The sequence below is a fragment of the Embleya sp. NPDC050493 genome, from assembly GCF_044458105.1.
In the GTDB taxonomy this organism is placed as follows: domain Bacteria; phylum Actinomycetota; class Actinomycetes; order Streptomycetales; family Streptomycetaceae; genus Embleya.
Window position 1 is genome coordinate 21,505 of record NZ_JBITHP010000050.1, and the last position, 16,562, is coordinate 38,066.

Genomic DNA, 16,562 nt, shown 5'->3' on the forward strand with positions numbered 1-16,562 from the left:
CTCCTGTCCGGGGGCAGATGGAGAGAACACCGTGTCCGTCACCACCATCCACCGTCCACTTGCCCCCGCGCCGACGGAGACCGTGCCCTCGGCCGTCGACGCCGTCACCGAGGCCACAGACCCGGCCGAACAGCCCGTCGACGTCCTGGACGTCGACGCGCTGCTGACCTGGGCCGCCGAACAGCCCGTCGCGACCATCCGGCGCCTCGGCGAACGCACCGCCGAAGGCCTGGCCCGACTCGCCGAACACCACGACCGGGCCGTGGCCGTCGACGTCGCCACCACCCGGCTGATCGAGGCGCAGCTGATGCTCGCGCGCGCCGAGGCGCAGCTGCGCGCCGCCAAGGCCGGCACCCCCGCGCCCGCCGCCGAGGCGCCGGGCGTGCCGCAGGCCGACCCCGGCCCGGCCCGGCGCCGGGAGGCCGGGCGCAGGGCACGCGCGTGGGCCGTGCGGAACGGCGTCGACTGCCCGGACCGGGGCCTTGTCCCGAAGCACGTGCTGGCCGCCTACCGGCGCGCCCACCCCGAGGACGTCGACGCCCGATGACCACCACCGACACCACCCCGGACCCCGGGCACGGACTCGACCACGCGGTCCTGGTCGCCGCGCTGCACCGCCGGATCGACACCGCCGTGGCCGGCCACCGCGCCGCCGACCAGAAGGCCGGCCTGCTCCTGGCCGTGCTCGGCGTGAGCGTGCCCGCCCTGGCGAGGCTGCCGACCGGCGCCGCCGTCGCGGCCGGGGCGGGCATGGCCGTGACCGGCGTGCTCCTGGTCCTGGTCGTGCTCCCCCGCACCGGTGGATCGGCCCGGCCGGTCCACGACCCCGACACCGCGCTGCGGCTGATCGCCGAGCGCGAGGCACCCCGCGCACTCGCCGCCGAACACGAACGCCTCGGCCGCATCACCACCGGCAAATACCGGCTCATCCGGGCCGCGCTGCTCGTACTCGCCCTCACCACCGCAGTCGCCGTCATCGCCGCGGCGACCGGCTGAGCCGGCCACCCCACACGTTCACCCCGGACGGCCGACACCGCTACCAACGAAGCGGCCGTCCGGGGCCGACCACCGCGCCGAGGCGCGGAGGAGGAGATCAATCGTGTCCGCCACCACCCACCACCGTCCACCCACCGCCACCCCCGGCCGGGTTATCCGGCGTGAACTCGCCGAACTTGTTGCCGACATGGCCGCGCGCTGGCCGGCCGTCCTCGTGCTCGACCCGCCCGACGAGGCGACCGTTCACGTCGACACCCCCGCCGGGACGATGCACTGGCCGATCGAGACCGCCGACCTGGACCTGATGGCCCACGTACGCCGAGGCCGCCCCGACCACCCCCTCACGCAGACCACCGGCCTCGGGATGTGGAACCGGGTGTGGGCGCTGCGCAGCGACCGCAGCGCCGTACCCCGCCCCGTGGTCGGTGCCCGCACCCTCTACCGCGACGGCCGCGGCGACGTGTGGATCACCTCGGCCACCGACCCCGACCGCATCCGCGCGCTCACTCCCGAGCACGCCCCGCCGCGCCACGACACCCCGGCCGGCGTCCTGCACGCCACCGGATCCCTGACCGCCCTCGGCAGCGCCCGATGACCTACACCCTCCCCAGCACTTGGGAGCGCGGATCGATGCGCATCACCCCACCCCGGGATCGACTCGGCACCGGGATGGTCTCGTGGTTCTGCAACGAGTGCGGGCGCCGCAGCGTCGACTCGGCGCGCACCCCGGACGACGTCCGGGCCGCTGCCGAGGCGTGGCGCGCCCACACCTGCCCGCCGCTGCCGGACGGGTGGTTGATCGCCCCGTCGACATGCCGTGCGACGCCTGCCACGCCCACACCCGGGCCCGGTCGCCCCTCGGCCGACCACTCCACCCGGCATGCGCACCCGACCCCACCACCCCGCCGTCGACCCGCCGACCCGCACCGCGGACATCGACACGCGGGCCCGGCGCGGCCCGACCGGCCGGAGCACTACCCCCGCCCGCCGGACTCGGCCGCGCCGACCGCACCCCCACCCGCGACCGGACCGCACCACCGCCCTGGACCACCCGACAGGAGACCCGATGACCACCCACCCCGACCACCCCGACCGAGCGCTGCGCCGGGCGGCGCGGCTCGACCGGATCGCGCTCGACGCCCCCACCGACCCGCACGCGGCACGGGCCGCCGACACCGCGGCCGAGGCGTACGCCCGGCATCGGGAGCGGGCGTGGCACCGAGCCAACCTCGGCGGCGACCCCTGGGCCTTCACCACCGACGACCCCACCACCGGAGCGCGGCGCACCGGGCGCGAGTACGTCCGCGCCGAGTGCACCCGAACCGAAGGGCAGACCATGACCGAGACCATCCGCTATACCGCCGACGTCGTCGCGACGACCCCGGACGGCCACGTGCTGCTGATCGAGCGCGGGTGGGACCCCCACGCGGGATGCTGGGCGCTTCCCGGCGGCCACGTCGACCCGGGGGAGACCGGCCGGGCCGCGGCGGCCCGTGAACTCGCCGAGGAGACCGGCGTCGCCGTCGCCCCGGCCGACCTGGTGCAGATCGGGGTGTGGGACGCGCCGGGCCGCGACCCGCGCGGCCGGTACGTCACCGTGGCGTACCGCGCGATCGTCCCCACCGGCACCCCGGCCGTGGCCGGCGACGACGCCCGGACCGCCCGGTGGTGGCCGCTGTCCGGCCTGCCCGAGTCGCTCGCGTTCGACCACGCCGACATCCTCCGCGCCGTCATCCTCGGCACGGTCGCGAGCTAGTCCCACCCGTTCGACCGGCCGGCCCCCTCGGGGGCCGGCCCTTTTTGCGTTGTGCTCCCAATGCGCCCTCCCCGCGCACCGCGGCCTCGGAGGAGACTGGGCGGGCACGCCGCCGCCCACCTCTCGGCGACGCGAATCCGGAGACAGGAGAGGCCCAAATGAGCGCCCAGCCCGAACACCCCACACCCCCCGGCGCGCACCTGCCGCGCACCATCGGCGCGGTCCGCGCCGCGCTCGACGCCGAGCAGCGCGTCGAGTTCGACGCGGAGTTGGCCGCGACGCCGATCGGCGACGGCCGCTTGGACGACTTGGTGTTCCTGTGGTGGGGGATCGCGGCGCTCGGCCACGACCCGCAGGTGATTGCCGACCTGCACGCGGCGGCGGCCGGGACCCTGCGCACGCACCCCGTCGACCTGGACGCGGGACCCGGATGGTCCGGGGAGATCGACCCCCGATGAGCAGCTACCGCGTCCAGCTCACCGACTCCGTCCAGGCCGAGGTCAACGGAATGTCGGCCGGCACGCGGCGGGCATTCGAGAGCGGGCTCGGCGACCTGTCCCGCGACCCCTACGGCTGCGACTCGCGCCCGTACCCGGGCGGCGGCAGCGACGACCACCGCATGACCCACATCCGAGGCGTCGCCATCATCACCTACCAAGTCAGCCGCGGACTGCTCCTGATCACAGTCGTCCAAGCAGTGGCGCGCTGAACCGCGTCGGTGTTCGACACCGGCCACGCCGAGTCGGACACGGTGCATGGACAGGTGACCCGAACCCGACACGCGGCTTCGTGTTTTTCGGCCGAAAAACCGGCCGGGCCGTGCGGTACGCGCGAGGAGCCGGCGCGTACGCGCCGGCTCCTCGGTTCGACCGGGGTCAGCCCTCGGCGATCAGCTTTCCGACGGCGACGTAGTCCTCCGGGGCCATGTGCTCACGCAGGATTCGCGCGATGGCCCGAGGACTGTTCCACGGCAGTGCGGGGACGGTGGTCGCGTCCTGTCCGCTGCCCGCGCCCGGCTCCGGTTTTTCGGCCGAAAAACTCGGCTGCGGTTTTTCGGCCGAAAAACCCGTGAGTTCGAGACCTGCTCTCGACGACACGGCCTCGGGGACTCCCGACCCCGAGGCGACGAACGGTGCCGCGTTCTCCTGTCGCCGCGCCGCCGGTACGGCGCCATCACTCACCGCGGCCGGTGCCGGAATCCGGGCGCGCCGTTGGGCCTTGCGTTCCTGCGTGGCCTCGGCACGTCGAACCTGCTCCTGCTCCCACCAGGCGAACTGGGCGTCGGCGGACCAGGCGTTGTCCTTGGCGAGCTTGGCGAGCGCCCGCGCGGGCTCGACCGGGAGCTCCCGATCACGCACGAGCTCCTGGATCTCGGGCGCGAGATGCAGGAGAAGACGCCGGTGGGACACCCACGTGTCCGACTTCCCGTAACGCTCGGCCACGGCCCGCCCGCTGCCGAACGCGACGGCCAAAGCCTCGATGGCGAAGGCCTCTTCGATCGGGTCGAAGTTCTCGCGTTCGACGTTCTCCGAGACGACCAGATCGATGAAGCCCTCGGGGGAAGACGCCATGTCGTCGTCGATGACGACCTGGAGCGCGGGCAGACCCACGGCACGCGCGGCCCGCAGACGGCGTTCGCCGCCGACCAGGACGACGTCCACGTTCCCGATCCCGGCGGCGCGCTCCGGCCACAGCCTCAGATACGCGGCCCGGGTCACGACCGGCAACGCCTGGATCTGACGCTGACGCAGGCTCTCGCCGAGGGCTCGGAGTTCGTCGTCGCTGCCGAACCGCGTCCGGGGGTTCACCAGATTCGGCGCGATGCGACCCAACGGCACCTTCAGCAGCCGACCGTCCGGGTGCGTGTCGACGACCTTCTCCGCAGGCTCGTCGTCCAGGGCGTCGCTCAGACTGATGCGCTTGCTCATCGCGTTCCCCCGTTCTTGCGACGGCGGATCTGATGCTCCAACGCGAGGGCGAAGAAGTCCTGCTTCGCCTTAGTCGCGGTGTGGTTCGACAGGTACTGCGTGCACACCAGACCCTCGGCGGACGCGCGGGCATGCAGCCGGAAGTGCCGGATCGTGCTGTTGTACAGCGGCCAGCCCTGCTTGTTCACGAGCTCCTGGGTGTCCTTGAGGTCGACCTGCCCGTCCCGCGGTTCCCAGTTGCTGATCACCACCCCGTACGGCAATCCGCGTGGTTTGATGACCCGTTCGATGGTGGTCTGGGTCGGCTTGAAGCCGAGCGGGTCGGTCTCCAACGGCACGATGACGTCGTCGGCGACGTCCAACACCGCCCGCAGCGCGTCTGCGGTCGGGCCCTCGCCGAGAGGGTCGATGCTCTCGCCGTCGTGGCCGAGGGGAAGCCAACCAGGGGTGTCGACGATGACGATGTCGGCCTTGATCCGGCGGAGCTTCTTGAGCCCCCCGATGTCGCTGCTGCCGTCTATGAAGTGGAACGGCAGGACGCGCCCGGCCCTTTCGACCCGCTCCGACCACCACACGGCGGACCCCTGCGGGTCGATGGAGATGGCCGCGACGGCGGTGTCCTCGTCGCCGCCGCCGTTCTTGAGGATGTCCGCGTATACGGCGGCGAGGTTGACCGTGATGGTCGACTTGCCGATGCCGCCCTTCTGATTCAGGACGACCGTGATCTCAGGCATGTTGTGCTCTTCTCCGAGTGCTTCCCGTGGTTATCCGGTACTTCGGATGGAAGGCATCGTTCCAGATACGAAATGCGCATACACCACGACCCGCCATGTCGAACGCTGAAGCCTCGCAGCCCGCTTGGTCCGCAAACGCCCGTGTGGCGGCGGTTATCGGGGTCCGAAGCCGGCCCGACGCCTCTTGATCATCGGATCGATGCTTCGGACACCCGGTGGTGTCACTGGGGATGACCCGACTTGCCCGACGCTCGGTGGGGGGCTGCGTAGACGGGGACGTTTGTCCCGGGTGAGTGAGTGAGGTAGCCCAGGTATTGCCGTGTGAACCGCACGAGTTCGTCCGGCGGGTCCAGGTGCAGCTTCTTTTCGAAGACGTTCGCGATCCAGGCGCTCTTGTCCTTGGTCTTGATCCCGAGGTGCCAGCATTCGAGTTCTCCCACCGGGACCAGGAACGCCCCGAGCTCGCCGAGATAGACGAGGAGGCGAATGAGGGCGTTGTGCTCGTCGCCGCCCACGGCCCGGGTGCCCGATTCCTTGAGAGCGTTCCAATAGGAGGACCTCTTCGCCAGCTTGGCGATGGCGACGGTCTGGTCACTCGTGAGCGCGTCGCTGTCACGCGAGTTCTTCAAGATCTCGTTCATCCGTCTTCTGACCTCGGAGACGGGCAGACTGTGGCGGCCGGCAGCGCCCGCGGCCCGATGCAACGTCTCCAGGTCCGGTGCGACACGATCCCACTCTCCGCCCAAGGCGGTGACCAACTGCCGGACACGCTGCTTGGTGTCGAGCATGTCTATGTCGGCGATCACGGCCGAGGGGATGCCCACGCTGCGGAGTTTCGTCAGCGCCATGGCCAACCTGGATTTTCCGCCGACGTGGAGAAACGTGAGGTTCGGGTCCGGTGTCGAGGGTGTGTTCGCGACGACTTCCTCGAGGGTTGCCGAGTAGAACCGGCAGTCACCCTCCGCCTCGCACAGCACGACCCCATCGTGGAAGAAGCCCGATGCGATGTTCGCGTAGCGGGTGAAGGGGTCGGTCAGGAGTTCTCGGACGCTCGCGGGAGCAAGTGTTTGGGCGGTTCGATGTCCGGCGGTTTTCGACAGGCGGATGATGCGGGTGTTGCCGGGCTTGGACTCCAGGACTCCGTGCAGGAAGTCGACGCTGTGGGTGGCGACGATCACCTGACAGCGCGAGTTGGTCTCCTCGGCGAGGAGTTTCCCCAGAAGGCGCGCCTGGGGCGGGTGCAGGAAGGCTTCGGGTTCGTCGATGACCACCACCGCCGGGGGCTGCACCAGGGCATGAAGGAGGATGCCCACGAAGCTTCGGACGCCGTCGCCTTGTTCCCCGAGGATCGGTTGCCTCCGGTACCACCGGTGGTACTCGTCGGTCGCGGGCGGCGGCGTTTCCTCCGGTTCCGCCTCCGTACTCAGTTGCAGGCGAATCTGCATGCTGTGTCGATTGATGACGATCTTCTCGCCGAAGGCTCTCTCGACCCACGCGGAGAGCCTGTCGTGCAGTTTCCGGTCCCGCCACATGAGTTGAGTCGGGTGACTGGGGTGAGTTCCGTGTTCCCACTGCGTCGCGTTCGTGTTGTCGGCCAGTCGCGTATCCGTCCACAGCCCGGTGATCAGGAATCGAGCGATGAGGCTGCTCTCCCTGCGGTCCCACATTTGGGCGATTTGACCGGCGGGAGTTGGACGTTCATGTCCCGGCAACAACGGGAAGCTGGGGACACCGTTGAACAGAACGCTTCGCAATCCTCGTTGTGCCAACCAGTCGAAAAATGCGCCGGAGTCCCCATCTCTCGTCTCCTCGACCTTGGTGATCCATCGTGTGCGGCCGGCCTCGTTGTGGGGCGATTCAACGTTCATCACGAGGTCCCGGAGAAAGAGACTCTTGCCGGAGTTGTTGCTGCCCGTGACGACGGTCAGGCCCGCGCGAGGCAGTTCGATCTTTTGGCCGTCCTTCAGGACGACCGAGGCAACACTGAACCCGAACTGCGACGACTCGCTCATGCGACTCCTGTCGTTCCATTGACCAACACGGCCTCGCAGTGCCGGGCTCGCTACGGCCGCCGGATACCGGGCGAGATCCCGAAACGCATCGTCCTGGACCAGGCACGCTTGCATGCGTCGCCGAACCTCCCGATCGCGTACCGACGATGCCCACGAGGAATCCGCCCACGATGACAGCCTTCGCAGCGAACGGAGCGGAGTTCATCGGAAAGAGACGTCCGGTGAGTTACCACTGCTCCTGTGCGGGCCGGGTGCGTCATGCGTGGGCGGTGGTGCCGGCCACGATGGTCTCCACCGCAGTGGCCACGTCGCGCAGCACTGCGAGGGTGACATCCGGGTCGTCACCGTCGACCAGCGCGATACCGGCGAGATGGTCCAGGATCCGGGAGGCATGCGCGGCCACCACCGCGTCCGGGTCTGGCGCCGCCGAGTTCCCGGCCGGCCCGGCCGGGGTCGCCGAGGCCGGTTCCGGATCGGGCGCCTCGGCCAGGAGGATCGGCGTCTCGTACGGGTCGGTCCGGCGCGGCAGCCACCCCCGATGCCCACCGGCCGTGCCGCGCCGCGAACCCCGCTGCGCCGCGACGGCCCGGTCCTCGGCCGGGGTGGGCGGCAGCATCGGCATCACGTCCCGGGGCCGCCACGTCGCCTCGGCGCCCCACTCGTACCGGCACCGGTAGCAGTGCACGTCGGCCTCGAAGGGACGTCGGCCCCTACCACGGGGCCGCGCCACCTCCATGCCCCTCCGCGCCACCCGGGCATCACCGCAGGCCAGAGCCCATGTATGCCACCTCGGATGGCGCAGAGTGGTATGGGAGATGCCACATCTCTCCCGTTCCACCCGGCCGCCCGGTCGCGCCGGGCGTCGCCATCGGCCGCCGAGCCGGACCGGAGCAGGCGATTCCGGTTGGCCCCATAATCTCGAATGTATGTACGAGAGCAGCGATCCGGACGGCGCTCCGGCATGGGAGCCGCCGAGCCGGTTCGCGCGTGTGCTGGCCGAGGCGGCCGGCCCCAAGCCTCGGGGCCGAGACGGGACGGCGCCGCCCGGGTGGCCGCAAAGTGTCCGCCCGCCCGGCGCGCCCGGCTGGGAGGACACCGCCGTGACGTGGCTGCTCGACCTCTGCCCGCCCGGCTACCGGGGCCACGACGTCCCACGCCCGGCGCGCTCTACCCGTTGTCGGGTAACAGGTTGCCGTCTGCGTCGAGACCACGACGCCACCACGTACGCAAGCGTTCGGCGCCCTCGTGATCCCCCATGTCATTCCGCAGCACGGCCAGTAACGGCAAAACCAGTGTGTTTCCGGCGTCGGCGGCATGGCGGGCCAGGCGTTCGGTGTCCTCGCGGTCTCTTATCTGCTCTCGCAGCGTGCCCAACTCCTCCAGGAGCAGTCTGTTCCCGGCGGCGGCGGATTGGCGATACAGGCGCTCCACGCCGTCGTGATCCCCCGCGTCATTCCGCATCAGGGCCAGGAAACTCAAAGCCGGCGTGTTTCCGGTGTGGGCGGTCTGATGGGCCAGACGTTCGGCGCCTTCGTGGTCGCCCGCCTGCTCCCGCACCGCGACCAGGAATTGCAGGGTGGTTTCGCAGTCGGTGGCTTCGTGGGCCAAGCGTTCGGCGCCTTCGTGGTCGCCCGTCCGCTCCCGGATCGTGATCAGGAGGTTCAGTGGTTCGGTGTTCCCGGCGTCGGCGGCTTCGCGGGCCAAGCATTCGGCACCTTCGTGGTCGCCCGCCTCCTCCCGCAGCGCGACCAGCCGGTCCAGGGTGTTCCCGGCCTCGGTGGTTTCCCGGGCCAGGCGTTCGGCGCCGTCCTGGTCACCCGCGCGTACCCGCATCGTGATCAGGAGGTCCCGTGGTTCGGTGTTCCCGGCGTCGGCGGCTTCGCGGGCCAGGCGTTCGGCGCCGTCCTGGTCACCCGCGCGTACCCGCATCGTGATCAGGAACTCCAGTGGTTCGGTGTTCCCGGCGTCGGCGGCTTCGCGGGCCAGGCGTTCGGCGCCGTCCTGGTCACCCGCCTGCTCCCGCATCAGGATCAGGAGGAGCAGTGGTTTGGTGTTCCCGGCGTCGGTGGCTTCGCGGGCCAGGCGTTCGGCGCCGTCCTGGTCACCCGCCTGTACCCGCAACGCGATCGGTCGCATCAAGGCCAAGATTTCGGTGATGGAAGCGGCTTCATGGACCCAGTTTCCGGCGCGCTCACGGTTTTCGGTCCGCTCTCCCAAGCCGGCCGGCTGCTTCAGTGAGTGGGTGTTTCCGGCGTCGGTGGCTTCGCGGGCCAGGCGTTCGGCGCCTTCGTGGTCGCCCGCCCGCTCCCGCAGCCCGGCCAACCGTGCCAGGGCGCGCGAGTCCTGGGTGTTCGCCGCTTTGCCATATAGGTGTTCGGCGTGGCGTAGTCGCAGTCTGCGGTGTGCGGCGTCGGCGAGGTTGAGCAGGCCATCGGGGGTGTGGGCGTGGTCGTGTGCGGCGTTCCAGAACGAGGCGCCCGGGCAGTGCGCGTGACGGGCATGGTGGGCGTGTTGTTCGAGGTAGTCGGCGAGCCGGTAGGTCGGGCCCTCGCCGGGATCGCCGTGGTGGCGTCGTCGGGGTCGGATGCGGGTCAGGGGAGCGGTGGTGCCCTGGACACGGCCAGTGGCGTAGGCGAGGGCCTGCTCGAACCAGTCGTCGGTGAGGGCGTCGGATTCGTCGTCGGTGAGGTAGGCGTCGGCGGCGTCCTCCAGGAATGCCTGCTTCAGGACGGGCCCGTGGCCGAGGCGGCGGGCGTCCATGGCCGCCTCGAGTACCGACCGTCCGCCGGCCGGGGCGAGTTCGTAGCGCTTGAGCAGCGCGAGGGCGCCCGCCAGGAACTGGGTGACGCGCCCGTCGTCCCCACTCGCCAGGGCGTTCGCCAGTCGCGGGTCCTCACCGGCCCGGGCGCGCACCGCCTCCAGGTCCGGGCCCGCAAACGCATCGGGCACGCGCAGGTCGGTGCCGGTGAGCAAGGACCGCGCGTGCGCGTGCGGGTCCGGGGCGCTGGCGGGGGGCCGGGTGGTGAGGGTGCTCCAGAAGGGGTCCGGCCACAGCGTTGCCAGGACCAGGACCGGCCCGCGCCGCGGATCGTCGAGCAGCTCGCGCAGGCCGGTGGCGATCCGCTGCCCGACGTCGGCGGATTCGAGGTAGGTCTGGGCCTCGTTGAGCCAGACCACCGTGCGTGGCCCCACCCGCGACAGACCGGCCGCCGCGGCCTCGGCCGGGCTCGGGTACAGCGGATGCCACAACCGCCACCCGTCCGGCACGCCTTGGAGTGCTTCCCAGCAGGCGCGGGTCTTGCCGGTGGAGGACCCGGCCACCAACGTGACCATCACGCTCTCCCCACCCGCCGCGCGTTCCACAGCGTCGCGCAGCACCTGGTCGTGGTCGCGGGGTACGTAGACCGGCAACACCGGCAGCCGGTTCCGCGTGTGTTCGGGTGCGTCGATCGCGCGGTGCACCTCCAACGCGAACGGATCCGTGAACTCCCGGACCGGCCGGCCCACGAAACCCTCGCCCTCGACCGAGCGTTCACCGGTGCGCGTCGCGTGGGGTCGTCCGGCGGGGCGGCGTTCGCGCACTGCCTCGCCGCGCAGGCGCTCCCAGGCTGCGACCGGTGTCGGAACGTAGGCGTTGTCGAGCCGATGCGCCTCGTGTTCGAGCCAGGTCACCAGGAACGCGAACCGGCCCGGGTCGGCCGGCACGACGCTTCCTTTGAACCAGTCGCCGAGCGAGGTGGTGCTCAACGCCACCGAGGGCTCCTGGCTGGCCCCTTGGTTGACGATTCTCGCGTACGTGGGTGATCCGGCTTGCTCCCACAACCGCCGTAGTGACCGGGCCAGTTTCGCTGTTTTGTCCTCGGTGTCGCCTGCCACGTACCCGACCCTCCCGCTGTCCGGATCCGGATCCGGACCGGACGCCCACCGGAAATCCCGCGTCCCCGGACCCAGCAGCCTAGAGATGCAGGGCCGGGCTGCGAGTGGTCGCCGGAAAAACGTCCGTGAGCGCTCGATGGGACGACGCGAACCCGCCCAGGGGATCGCACCCACTCGGGGAGACCACCGTGAACGACGACCAGCCGGCCAACGACCCGACCACCACGAACCGAGGCCGCCTCGTGCGCGTCGCCCGATCCCTCGCCGCAAGCACCGCGCGTGGCCTGGCCACCGGTGCCGGCACCGCAGCTGGCACCTGGATCGTGTGGTGGATCACCCGCCACTGACCCCAGCCGCCGCAACGACCCGGAGCGAGTGATTCCGGTTGGCCCCATAATCGAATGTGTGTACGAGAGCGAGGCGGACCGCCCGGCATGGGAGCCGCCGAGCCGGTTCGCGCGCGTGCTGGCCGAGGGTGCCGGCCCCCGGCCCCGGGGTCGGGACGGGATCGCGCCGTCGGGGTGGCCTCGGGGTGTCCGCCCGCCCGGTGTCGAGGGGTGGGAGGAGTCGGCCGTGGCATGGCTGTTCGACCTCTGCCCGCCCGGCTACCGGGGCCACGACGTGCTGCGCAAACACCCGTTGATCCTGGCCCGGATGGCACGACAGCACGTGTCGGCCGCGCTGGCCGCGGCGCGGCACGGGTACGGCACCGCGCGGGCCGAGATCGGCCCGACGCTCCCGGCCGCCGAGGTCGACGCGATGTTGCACGTCTACGAGTACGAGGGATCGCGCGCCGCCGCGACCGACCGCGCGGTGCGCCTGGTCGAGGACGCCCTCGGCGGGGAGCGGTGGGAACCGCGGCTGTGATCGCGTCGGTTGCCTACCGTGTTGCCGTTCGTATTGCCTACCGTGTTGCGATTCCTGTTGCCCACCGTGTTGCGTTTCGTGTTGCCCACGCATCCGGCCGCACGGTGCCGTTTCCCCTGGTCGGAGCCGCCGGCCGCCCGGTGATCGGACGCTGACTTCTTCCCTGGGGCACCCCTCGGCCGTGGGTCGTCCCGCTCGAACACCGCCCGCGCCCGGCGCTCCGGGCCGCCGCGGGCCGCGCCGCGGCCGGTGGGCGGCCCGCCCGGCCGGTCGGGCACCGATGGTCGGCACGACCGGTACCGCACCGGACGCGGCGCGGTCTGCGCCGGCCCGGCCGGCTCGATTGCGAGCCGACCCGTTGGGGTGAACCGCCCGCGCGGGCGGGTGGGTTGCCGGCATGGTGGGCGGGCGCCCGTCGTGGGGTCCACACATTCGTCTCGGCGTGCTGTGCGGGCTGTGCCCCACGACGGATGACGCGCAACAGCCCCGACCCGCCTGGGCGGGTCGGGGCTGTTCGGTCGACGCGAGTCGGCCGGTTCAGCGGGCGGGTTCCCCGCTCGCCGCGCGCACCGCGCGCACCGCTCGCGCCAGTTCGTCCGGGCCGGCCGGCCTCGGTACTCCGTCGTCCGGGTCGGTGCCCACGATCCACCGGCCCTCGGCCACCTCGGCCGCGACCCGCTCGGCCGCCCGCGCCACCGTCACGGTGTCGTCGCTCGACCCGTGCGACCCGATGCCGTGCCACTCCCCCGGATCCCACACCACCAACACCTCACCCAGATGCACCGCGCACCCGAGCGCGGAGTCCTCGGCACCGCCACACGCGGCCACCCACCCCAGGAGCAGCGCGCCCGTGTCGTCGGTCGGCCCGTCGCAGGCGTGCACCGACCGCGCACCCAACGGACACCGCTCCCCACCACTACCGCCGGTCGGTTCGTCGTGCTCCTGGCCCTCGATGCGCTCGGCGGCCACGCCGGCCCCTCTCGCAGTAGACGGAGCCCACATCCTGACCCGACCACCGGCGGCACCGCGGCCGTTCGAGCAAACCGCCACCCGACCGCGAGCGGCGCCGACGTCGTTGCCGGCCGGCGCCGCCGGCGATTCGAACCCCGGCGGCCTCGGGGGATGGGCCGATCCGGTCCGGCCTGCCCGGCGACGGGGAACGCGCCGGCCGACCTACCGACCCAACGACCGAGACCGGCCCGAGGTGACGCGTCGAGCACTGCCCTGCCCGGCCGTCCGGTCGATTCGGTCAGGTCCACGAAGGCACGCGCATGTTGGGCAGATTCGCGTCGGGCAGATTCGTGTCGGTCAAGTCCGCGCCGGTTAAATCCGTGTTGTGCAGGTTCACGCTGCGCAGGTCAGCGCCCCGCAGTTTCGCCCCGGTCAGGTCCGAGTGGGCCAGGTTCGCACACAACAGCTTCGCGTTGGTCAGGTCCGCGCCGCGCAGGTCCACGCGGATCAAGGCCGCGATGCTCAGGTTCGCGTCCCTCAGTTTCGCCATGCACAGGACCGCGCCGAGCAGGAACGCGGCCTCCAAGCGCGCGCCGCACAGGTCCGCGCCGGACAAGCCTGTGTCGCGCAGGCCCGTGCCGCATAGGTTCGTCCCGCGCAGGTCCGCGCGGGACAGGTCCGCGCGGGCCAGGTCCGCGTTGGTCAGGTCCGCGCCGGACAGGTGCGCGCCGGCCAGCTTTGCGCTGATCAGCTTTGCGCTGATCAGCTTTGCGCCGGTCAGGTCCGTGCCGTGCAGGTGCGCGTCGGTCAGGCGTGCGTAGGCCAGGTCCACGCCGCGCAGATTCGCATCACGCAGGGCCGGGCCGGCCAGGTTCGCGCCCCGCAGATGGAGGCCGGACAGATCCACCAGGGAACCGGTGGGCCTGAGGAGCGCGAGGGTGGTCAGAGCCGTCTGCACGTCCGGATCGGGGTGATCGGGTGCGCCGGGGGTTCCGGCGGCGGGGGTGCGGTCGCGCAGGAACGCGACGAGGATACGCACGATGTGATCGACCTGTTCCGGGGCATCTTGGACGATCTGTTCCAGCGCGAACACCCCGCCCGACCGCACATACGGCAGATCGGACCCCAACCGCTCCAACGCCTTGGTGAACCGCTCGGTCACCTGACCGCGACGATTGAGCCGGAAGTTCCGGGCCGTGTACAACAACGCGAACCCCGCACCCAACGCGGCCAACCCCTGGATCGCCGCCAACCGGAACTGCCCCTCCGCCTGCGCACGCGTCCCCGCGTCCAATTCATCCCACCCCGGACGCGACATCGGCACCACCGCGTGCAACACCGCCGCCCCCCACACCACGGCCACCACCGCAACCGCCGCCATCCCGCCGGCCACGCCGATCCACACACGCCGATCCCACCCACGAAGCTTCATCTCCACATGGAACAGCGCGACCGAACCGCCCGGCATGCAGAACAAGGGGATCGACCCGATTCCGAGGGGACTCCCCAGCAACCAGCCCGGGACCGGGCGCCCCCTCACACCCACCCGACCCGCACCGAGGCCCGCGTCCGGCCCGATCCCGGCGGACCGATTACCCGTCGCCTGCCCCGTCGCCTGGGGTGTCGCCTGCCCCGTCGTCCTGAGAAACGACGGGGCCCACACCCGCGTTCAGGCCGGTCGGGGGCGGATGTGCACCCCCGTGGATGCGCAGGCTGTATATGGGGTTCATTGTGAGTAACCCCAATCCACCCCCGGCCGGCCCGGCCCGGCTCACGTCCAGCGCATCCCCAACGCGTCCAACGCCGCGATCCTCTCGGCCGGGAGTTTCGGCCGCCTGGACCTGGTCGTGGTCACCCACACCCCGAGTCGTACGTCCTCGGGCCACCCGTCGAACGCCACCACGGTCTCGACGTGCCCGCGCGGCACCTCCAGGTGCCCGACCCGGGCCCGGTACGCCGCCGCCGCGCTCAGCGCGATCGTGAACGCCTGCTCCCGAGTGCGCTTCGGCCGGGGCCCGTCCGGCACGGGCACCGCCGCCGGCGCCTCGGCCGCCGCCGCGTCGACCGTCGCGGGCGGAGTCAGGCCGAGCGCGAGCAGCTGCTCGCGCTGCGGCTCGTTGAGCCCGTCCCACCCGGACCGCTGCCGAGCCACCCACCGCCCGATCGCGGTACCGCGGTGCACCACGTCCAGGCCGACGTCGTCCAACCGCGCCTCGCCGCCGACTTCGTCCAGGTACTCGGCCGCGTACGTGACGTGCCGCTGCCACGCCACCGGCCAATGCGGCGGATGCCACGGCTCGCCCTCGACCAGAGCCTCCAGGGCCGCGCTGCGCCCGGCGGACAGCTCGCCCCGCCGGTCCTGCGCCCGTCTGTTCGCGAGCCACGTCCCGATGGGGTAGCCGTCGACCACAGCATCGCTCGGCGCGGCCAGTGTGCCGTGGCGGCGGGCGTATTCCCGCGCTATGGCCACCCCGTCCTCCCACGCCTGATCGTGGACGGACCACACCATCCCGAGCGCGTCCAGCTCTTGAATCTGCTTTCGGTCGAGATGGCCTTTCGCGTATTCGGCGCGCATTTCGGAAATCCATCGACCCACCGGGAATTTGATTCCGTGGTGATCGACGTCAACAGCGTCGATCGGAACTACAAGGTCCCCGTGGTCTCGCCGGTAGCGTTGAGCGGCGACGTATCCGCGCAGCCAATTCCGTGATTGCGGGTCGACGACCCGCAGGTTCACGAATTCCGCGATCTGCGCCGGGTCGCGCAGGGTGGAGAAGCGCAGGATCGGCCGCCATTCCGGCCGTTCCTCGCCGTCCTGCCCCTGCTCCCGGTCGTCGCCGTCGCCGTCCTCGGGCTCCTCACCCCACCCGCCGCCCTGGGGCGCGCCGTTCACCTGCGGCACGGCCAGCACGTCGCAGATGGACGCGTCGTGCGCACGCAACGCCTGGAGCACCCGCTGGAGCGGTCGCCACGACGGGGAGACGAGCATGTCGTCCCGGTGTTCACCGGGCTGCAAAAAGATCGGGATGACGATGCTGGCGAGCTTGTCGCCGCGTGCCGACGGCCGGATGGCGCGCCCCACCGCCTGCACGATCTCCACGATGCTGCCCTTGGGGTCCAGGATCGCCACGGTGTCGATTTCCGGGACGTCCACACCCTCCCCCAACACCCTGTGAGGTTCGGTGGGGGTTGTGAGTGTGTGGGTTGGTGTCAGCGGGTTGGGTGTCAGCGGTGCCGGTTTCGGGTTCTTCTTGTTGAGCTGGGCTTTGTCCGGTTGATCGCGGGGTTCATAGCTGTCACGGGGTGACCGATCTGCTGTCGTGGCCTGCCCAAGGGCGCTAGCACACGCGTGGTCTGGCTGTCGTGGGGATGCGCATTCCTGTGTCGGCCGGCTCACCGGCGGGGTGTGCTTGCGCCCATGAGCGTGAAGTCGTCTCCGCCG

At 71.3% G+C, this 16,562-nt stretch carries 17 protein-coding genes; 8 read left to right on the forward strand and 9 right to left on the reverse strand.

Annotated features, from left to right (window positions below; translation table 11 throughout):
* The first annotated feature begins 31 nt into the window (after positions 1 to 31).
* The 3 genes from ACIBM5_RS45480 to ACIBM5_RS45490 all read left to right on the forward strand — a co-directional run bounded on the left by ACIBM5_RS45480 (position 32) and on the right by ACIBM5_RS45490 (position 1,591).
* Entirely contained in the window at positions 32 to 547 is a 516-nt protein-coding gene (locus ACIBM5_RS45480; RefSeq protein ID WP_396012585.1) for a hypothetical protein, read from the forward strand.
* On the forward strand, positions 544 to 996 hold the full coding sequence (locus tag ACIBM5_RS45485; RefSeq protein ID WP_396012586.1) for a hypothetical protein: 453 nt from the start codon (positions 544 to 546) through the stop codon (positions 994 to 996). The genes ACIBM5_RS45480 and ACIBM5_RS45485 overlap by 4 nt, the downstream gene beginning before the upstream one ends.
* Positions 997 to 1,099: 103 nt before the next feature.
* A complete protein-coding gene (locus tag ACIBM5_RS45490) occupies positions 1,100 to 1,591 on the forward strand; it encodes a hypothetical protein (RefSeq protein ID WP_396012587.1) in 492 nt (163 codons plus the stop codon).
* Between the two features lies 1 nt (position 1,592).
* Here the strand turns inward: ACIBM5_RS45490 and ACIBM5_RS45495 are convergent, their stop codons facing one another.
* Positions 1,593 to 1,829, reverse strand: a complete 237-nt coding sequence (locus ACIBM5_RS45495; RefSeq protein WP_396012588.1) for a hypothetical protein — start codon at positions 1,827 to 1,829, stop codon at positions 1,593 to 1,595.
* A gap of 503 nt (positions 1,830 to 2,332) precedes the next feature.
* Between ACIBM5_RS45495 and ACIBM5_RS45500 the strand changes: the two genes are divergently transcribed.
* The 3 genes from ACIBM5_RS45500 to ACIBM5_RS45510 all read left to right on the forward strand — a co-directional run bounded on the left by ACIBM5_RS45500 (position 2,333) and on the right by ACIBM5_RS45510 (position 3,461).
* Complete coding sequence (locus ACIBM5_RS45500; RefSeq protein WP_396012602.1) at positions 2,333 to 2,752, forward strand: NUDIX domain-containing protein; 420 nt, start codon at positions 2,333 to 2,335, stop codon at positions 2,750 to 2,752.
* A gap of 158 nt (positions 2,753 to 2,910) precedes the next feature.
* Positions 2,911 to 3,210 (forward strand): hypothetical protein, encoded by a 300-nt coding sequence (locus ACIBM5_RS45505; RefSeq protein WP_396012589.1) that lies wholly within the window; start codon positions 2,911 to 2,913, stop codon positions 3,208 to 3,210.
* Positions 3,207 to 3,461 carry a hypothetical protein gene (locus ACIBM5_RS45510; protein WP_396012590.1) on the forward strand — a complete coding sequence of 85 codons (255 nt, stop codon included), beginning with the start codon at positions 3,207 to 3,209 and terminating at the stop codon, positions 3,459 to 3,461. The genes ACIBM5_RS45505 and ACIBM5_RS45510 overlap by 4 nt, the downstream gene beginning before the upstream one ends.
* Positions 3,462 to 3,627: 166 nt before the next feature.
* On the opposite strand, the gene ACIBM5_RS45515 is transcribed toward ACIBM5_RS45510, so the two are convergent.
* The 5 genes from ACIBM5_RS45515 to ACIBM5_RS45535 all read right to left on the reverse strand — a co-directional run bounded on the left by ACIBM5_RS45515 (position 3,628) and on the right by ACIBM5_RS45535 (position 11,179).
* Complete coding sequence (locus tag ACIBM5_RS45515; RefSeq protein WP_396012591.1) at positions 3,628 to 4,680, reverse strand: ParB/RepB/Spo0J family partition protein; 1,053 nt, start codon at positions 4,678 to 4,680, stop codon at positions 3,628 to 3,630.
* Positions 4,677 to 5,414, reverse strand: a complete 738-nt coding sequence (locus ACIBM5_RS45520) for a ParA family protein (protein WP_396012592.1) — start codon at positions 5,412 to 5,414, stop codon at positions 4,677 to 4,679. Before ACIBM5_RS45520 ends, ACIBM5_RS45515 begins: the two co-directional genes overlap by 4 nt.
* 221 nt (positions 5,415 to 5,635) lie before the next feature.
* Entirely contained in the window at positions 5,636 to 7,426 is a 1,791-nt protein-coding gene (locus ACIBM5_RS45525) for an AAA family ATPase (protein ID WP_396012593.1), read from the reverse strand.
* Positions 7,427 to 7,682: 256 nt separating this feature from the next.
* Entirely contained in the window at positions 7,683 to 8,156 is a 474-nt protein-coding gene (locus ACIBM5_RS45530; RefSeq protein ID WP_396012594.1) for a hypothetical protein, read from the reverse strand.
* A 437-nt stretch (positions 8,157 to 8,593) separates the two neighbouring features.
* Complete coding sequence (locus ACIBM5_RS45535; protein ID WP_396012595.1) at positions 8,594 to 11,179, reverse strand: transcriptional regulator; 2,586 nt, start codon at positions 11,177 to 11,179, stop codon at positions 8,594 to 8,596.
* Positions 11,180 to 11,490: 311 nt separating this feature from the next.
* On the opposite strand from ACIBM5_RS45535, the gene ACIBM5_RS45540 reads away from it, so the two are divergent.
* The gene (locus ACIBM5_RS45540; RefSeq protein WP_396012596.1) at positions 11,491 to 11,649 is read left to right on the forward strand and encodes a hypothetical protein; all 159 of its coding nucleotides are present in this window, start codon (positions 11,491 to 11,493) and stop codon (positions 11,647 to 11,649) included.
* Positions 11,650 to 11,875: 226 nt separating this feature from the next.
* Positions 11,876 to 12,169, forward strand: coding sequence for a hypothetical protein (locus ACIBM5_RS45545; protein ID WP_396012597.1), 294 nt, complete (start codon positions 11,876 to 11,878; stop codon positions 12,167 to 12,169).
* A 537-nt stretch (positions 12,170 to 12,706) separates the two neighbouring features.
* Here the strand turns inward: ACIBM5_RS45545 and ACIBM5_RS45550 are convergent.
* The 3 genes from ACIBM5_RS45550 to ACIBM5_RS45560 all read right to left on the reverse strand — a co-directional run bounded on the left by ACIBM5_RS45550 (position 12,707) and on the right by ACIBM5_RS45560 (position 16,289).
* Positions 12,707 to 13,138, reverse strand: coding sequence for a hypothetical protein (locus ACIBM5_RS45550; protein WP_396012598.1), 432 nt, complete (start codon positions 13,136 to 13,138; stop codon positions 12,707 to 12,709).
* Between the two features lie 280 nt (positions 13,139 to 13,418).
* A complete protein-coding gene (locus tag ACIBM5_RS45555; RefSeq protein WP_396012599.1) occupies positions 13,419 to 14,552 on the reverse strand; it encodes a pentapeptide repeat-containing protein in 1,134 nt (377 codons plus the stop codon).
* Positions 14,553 to 14,891: 339 nt separating this feature from the next.
* Entirely contained in the window at positions 14,892 to 16,289 is a 1,398-nt protein-coding gene (locus ACIBM5_RS45560) for a Helicase associated domain protein (protein ID WP_396012600.1), read from the reverse strand.
* Positions 16,290 to 16,562 lie beyond the last annotated feature (273 nt).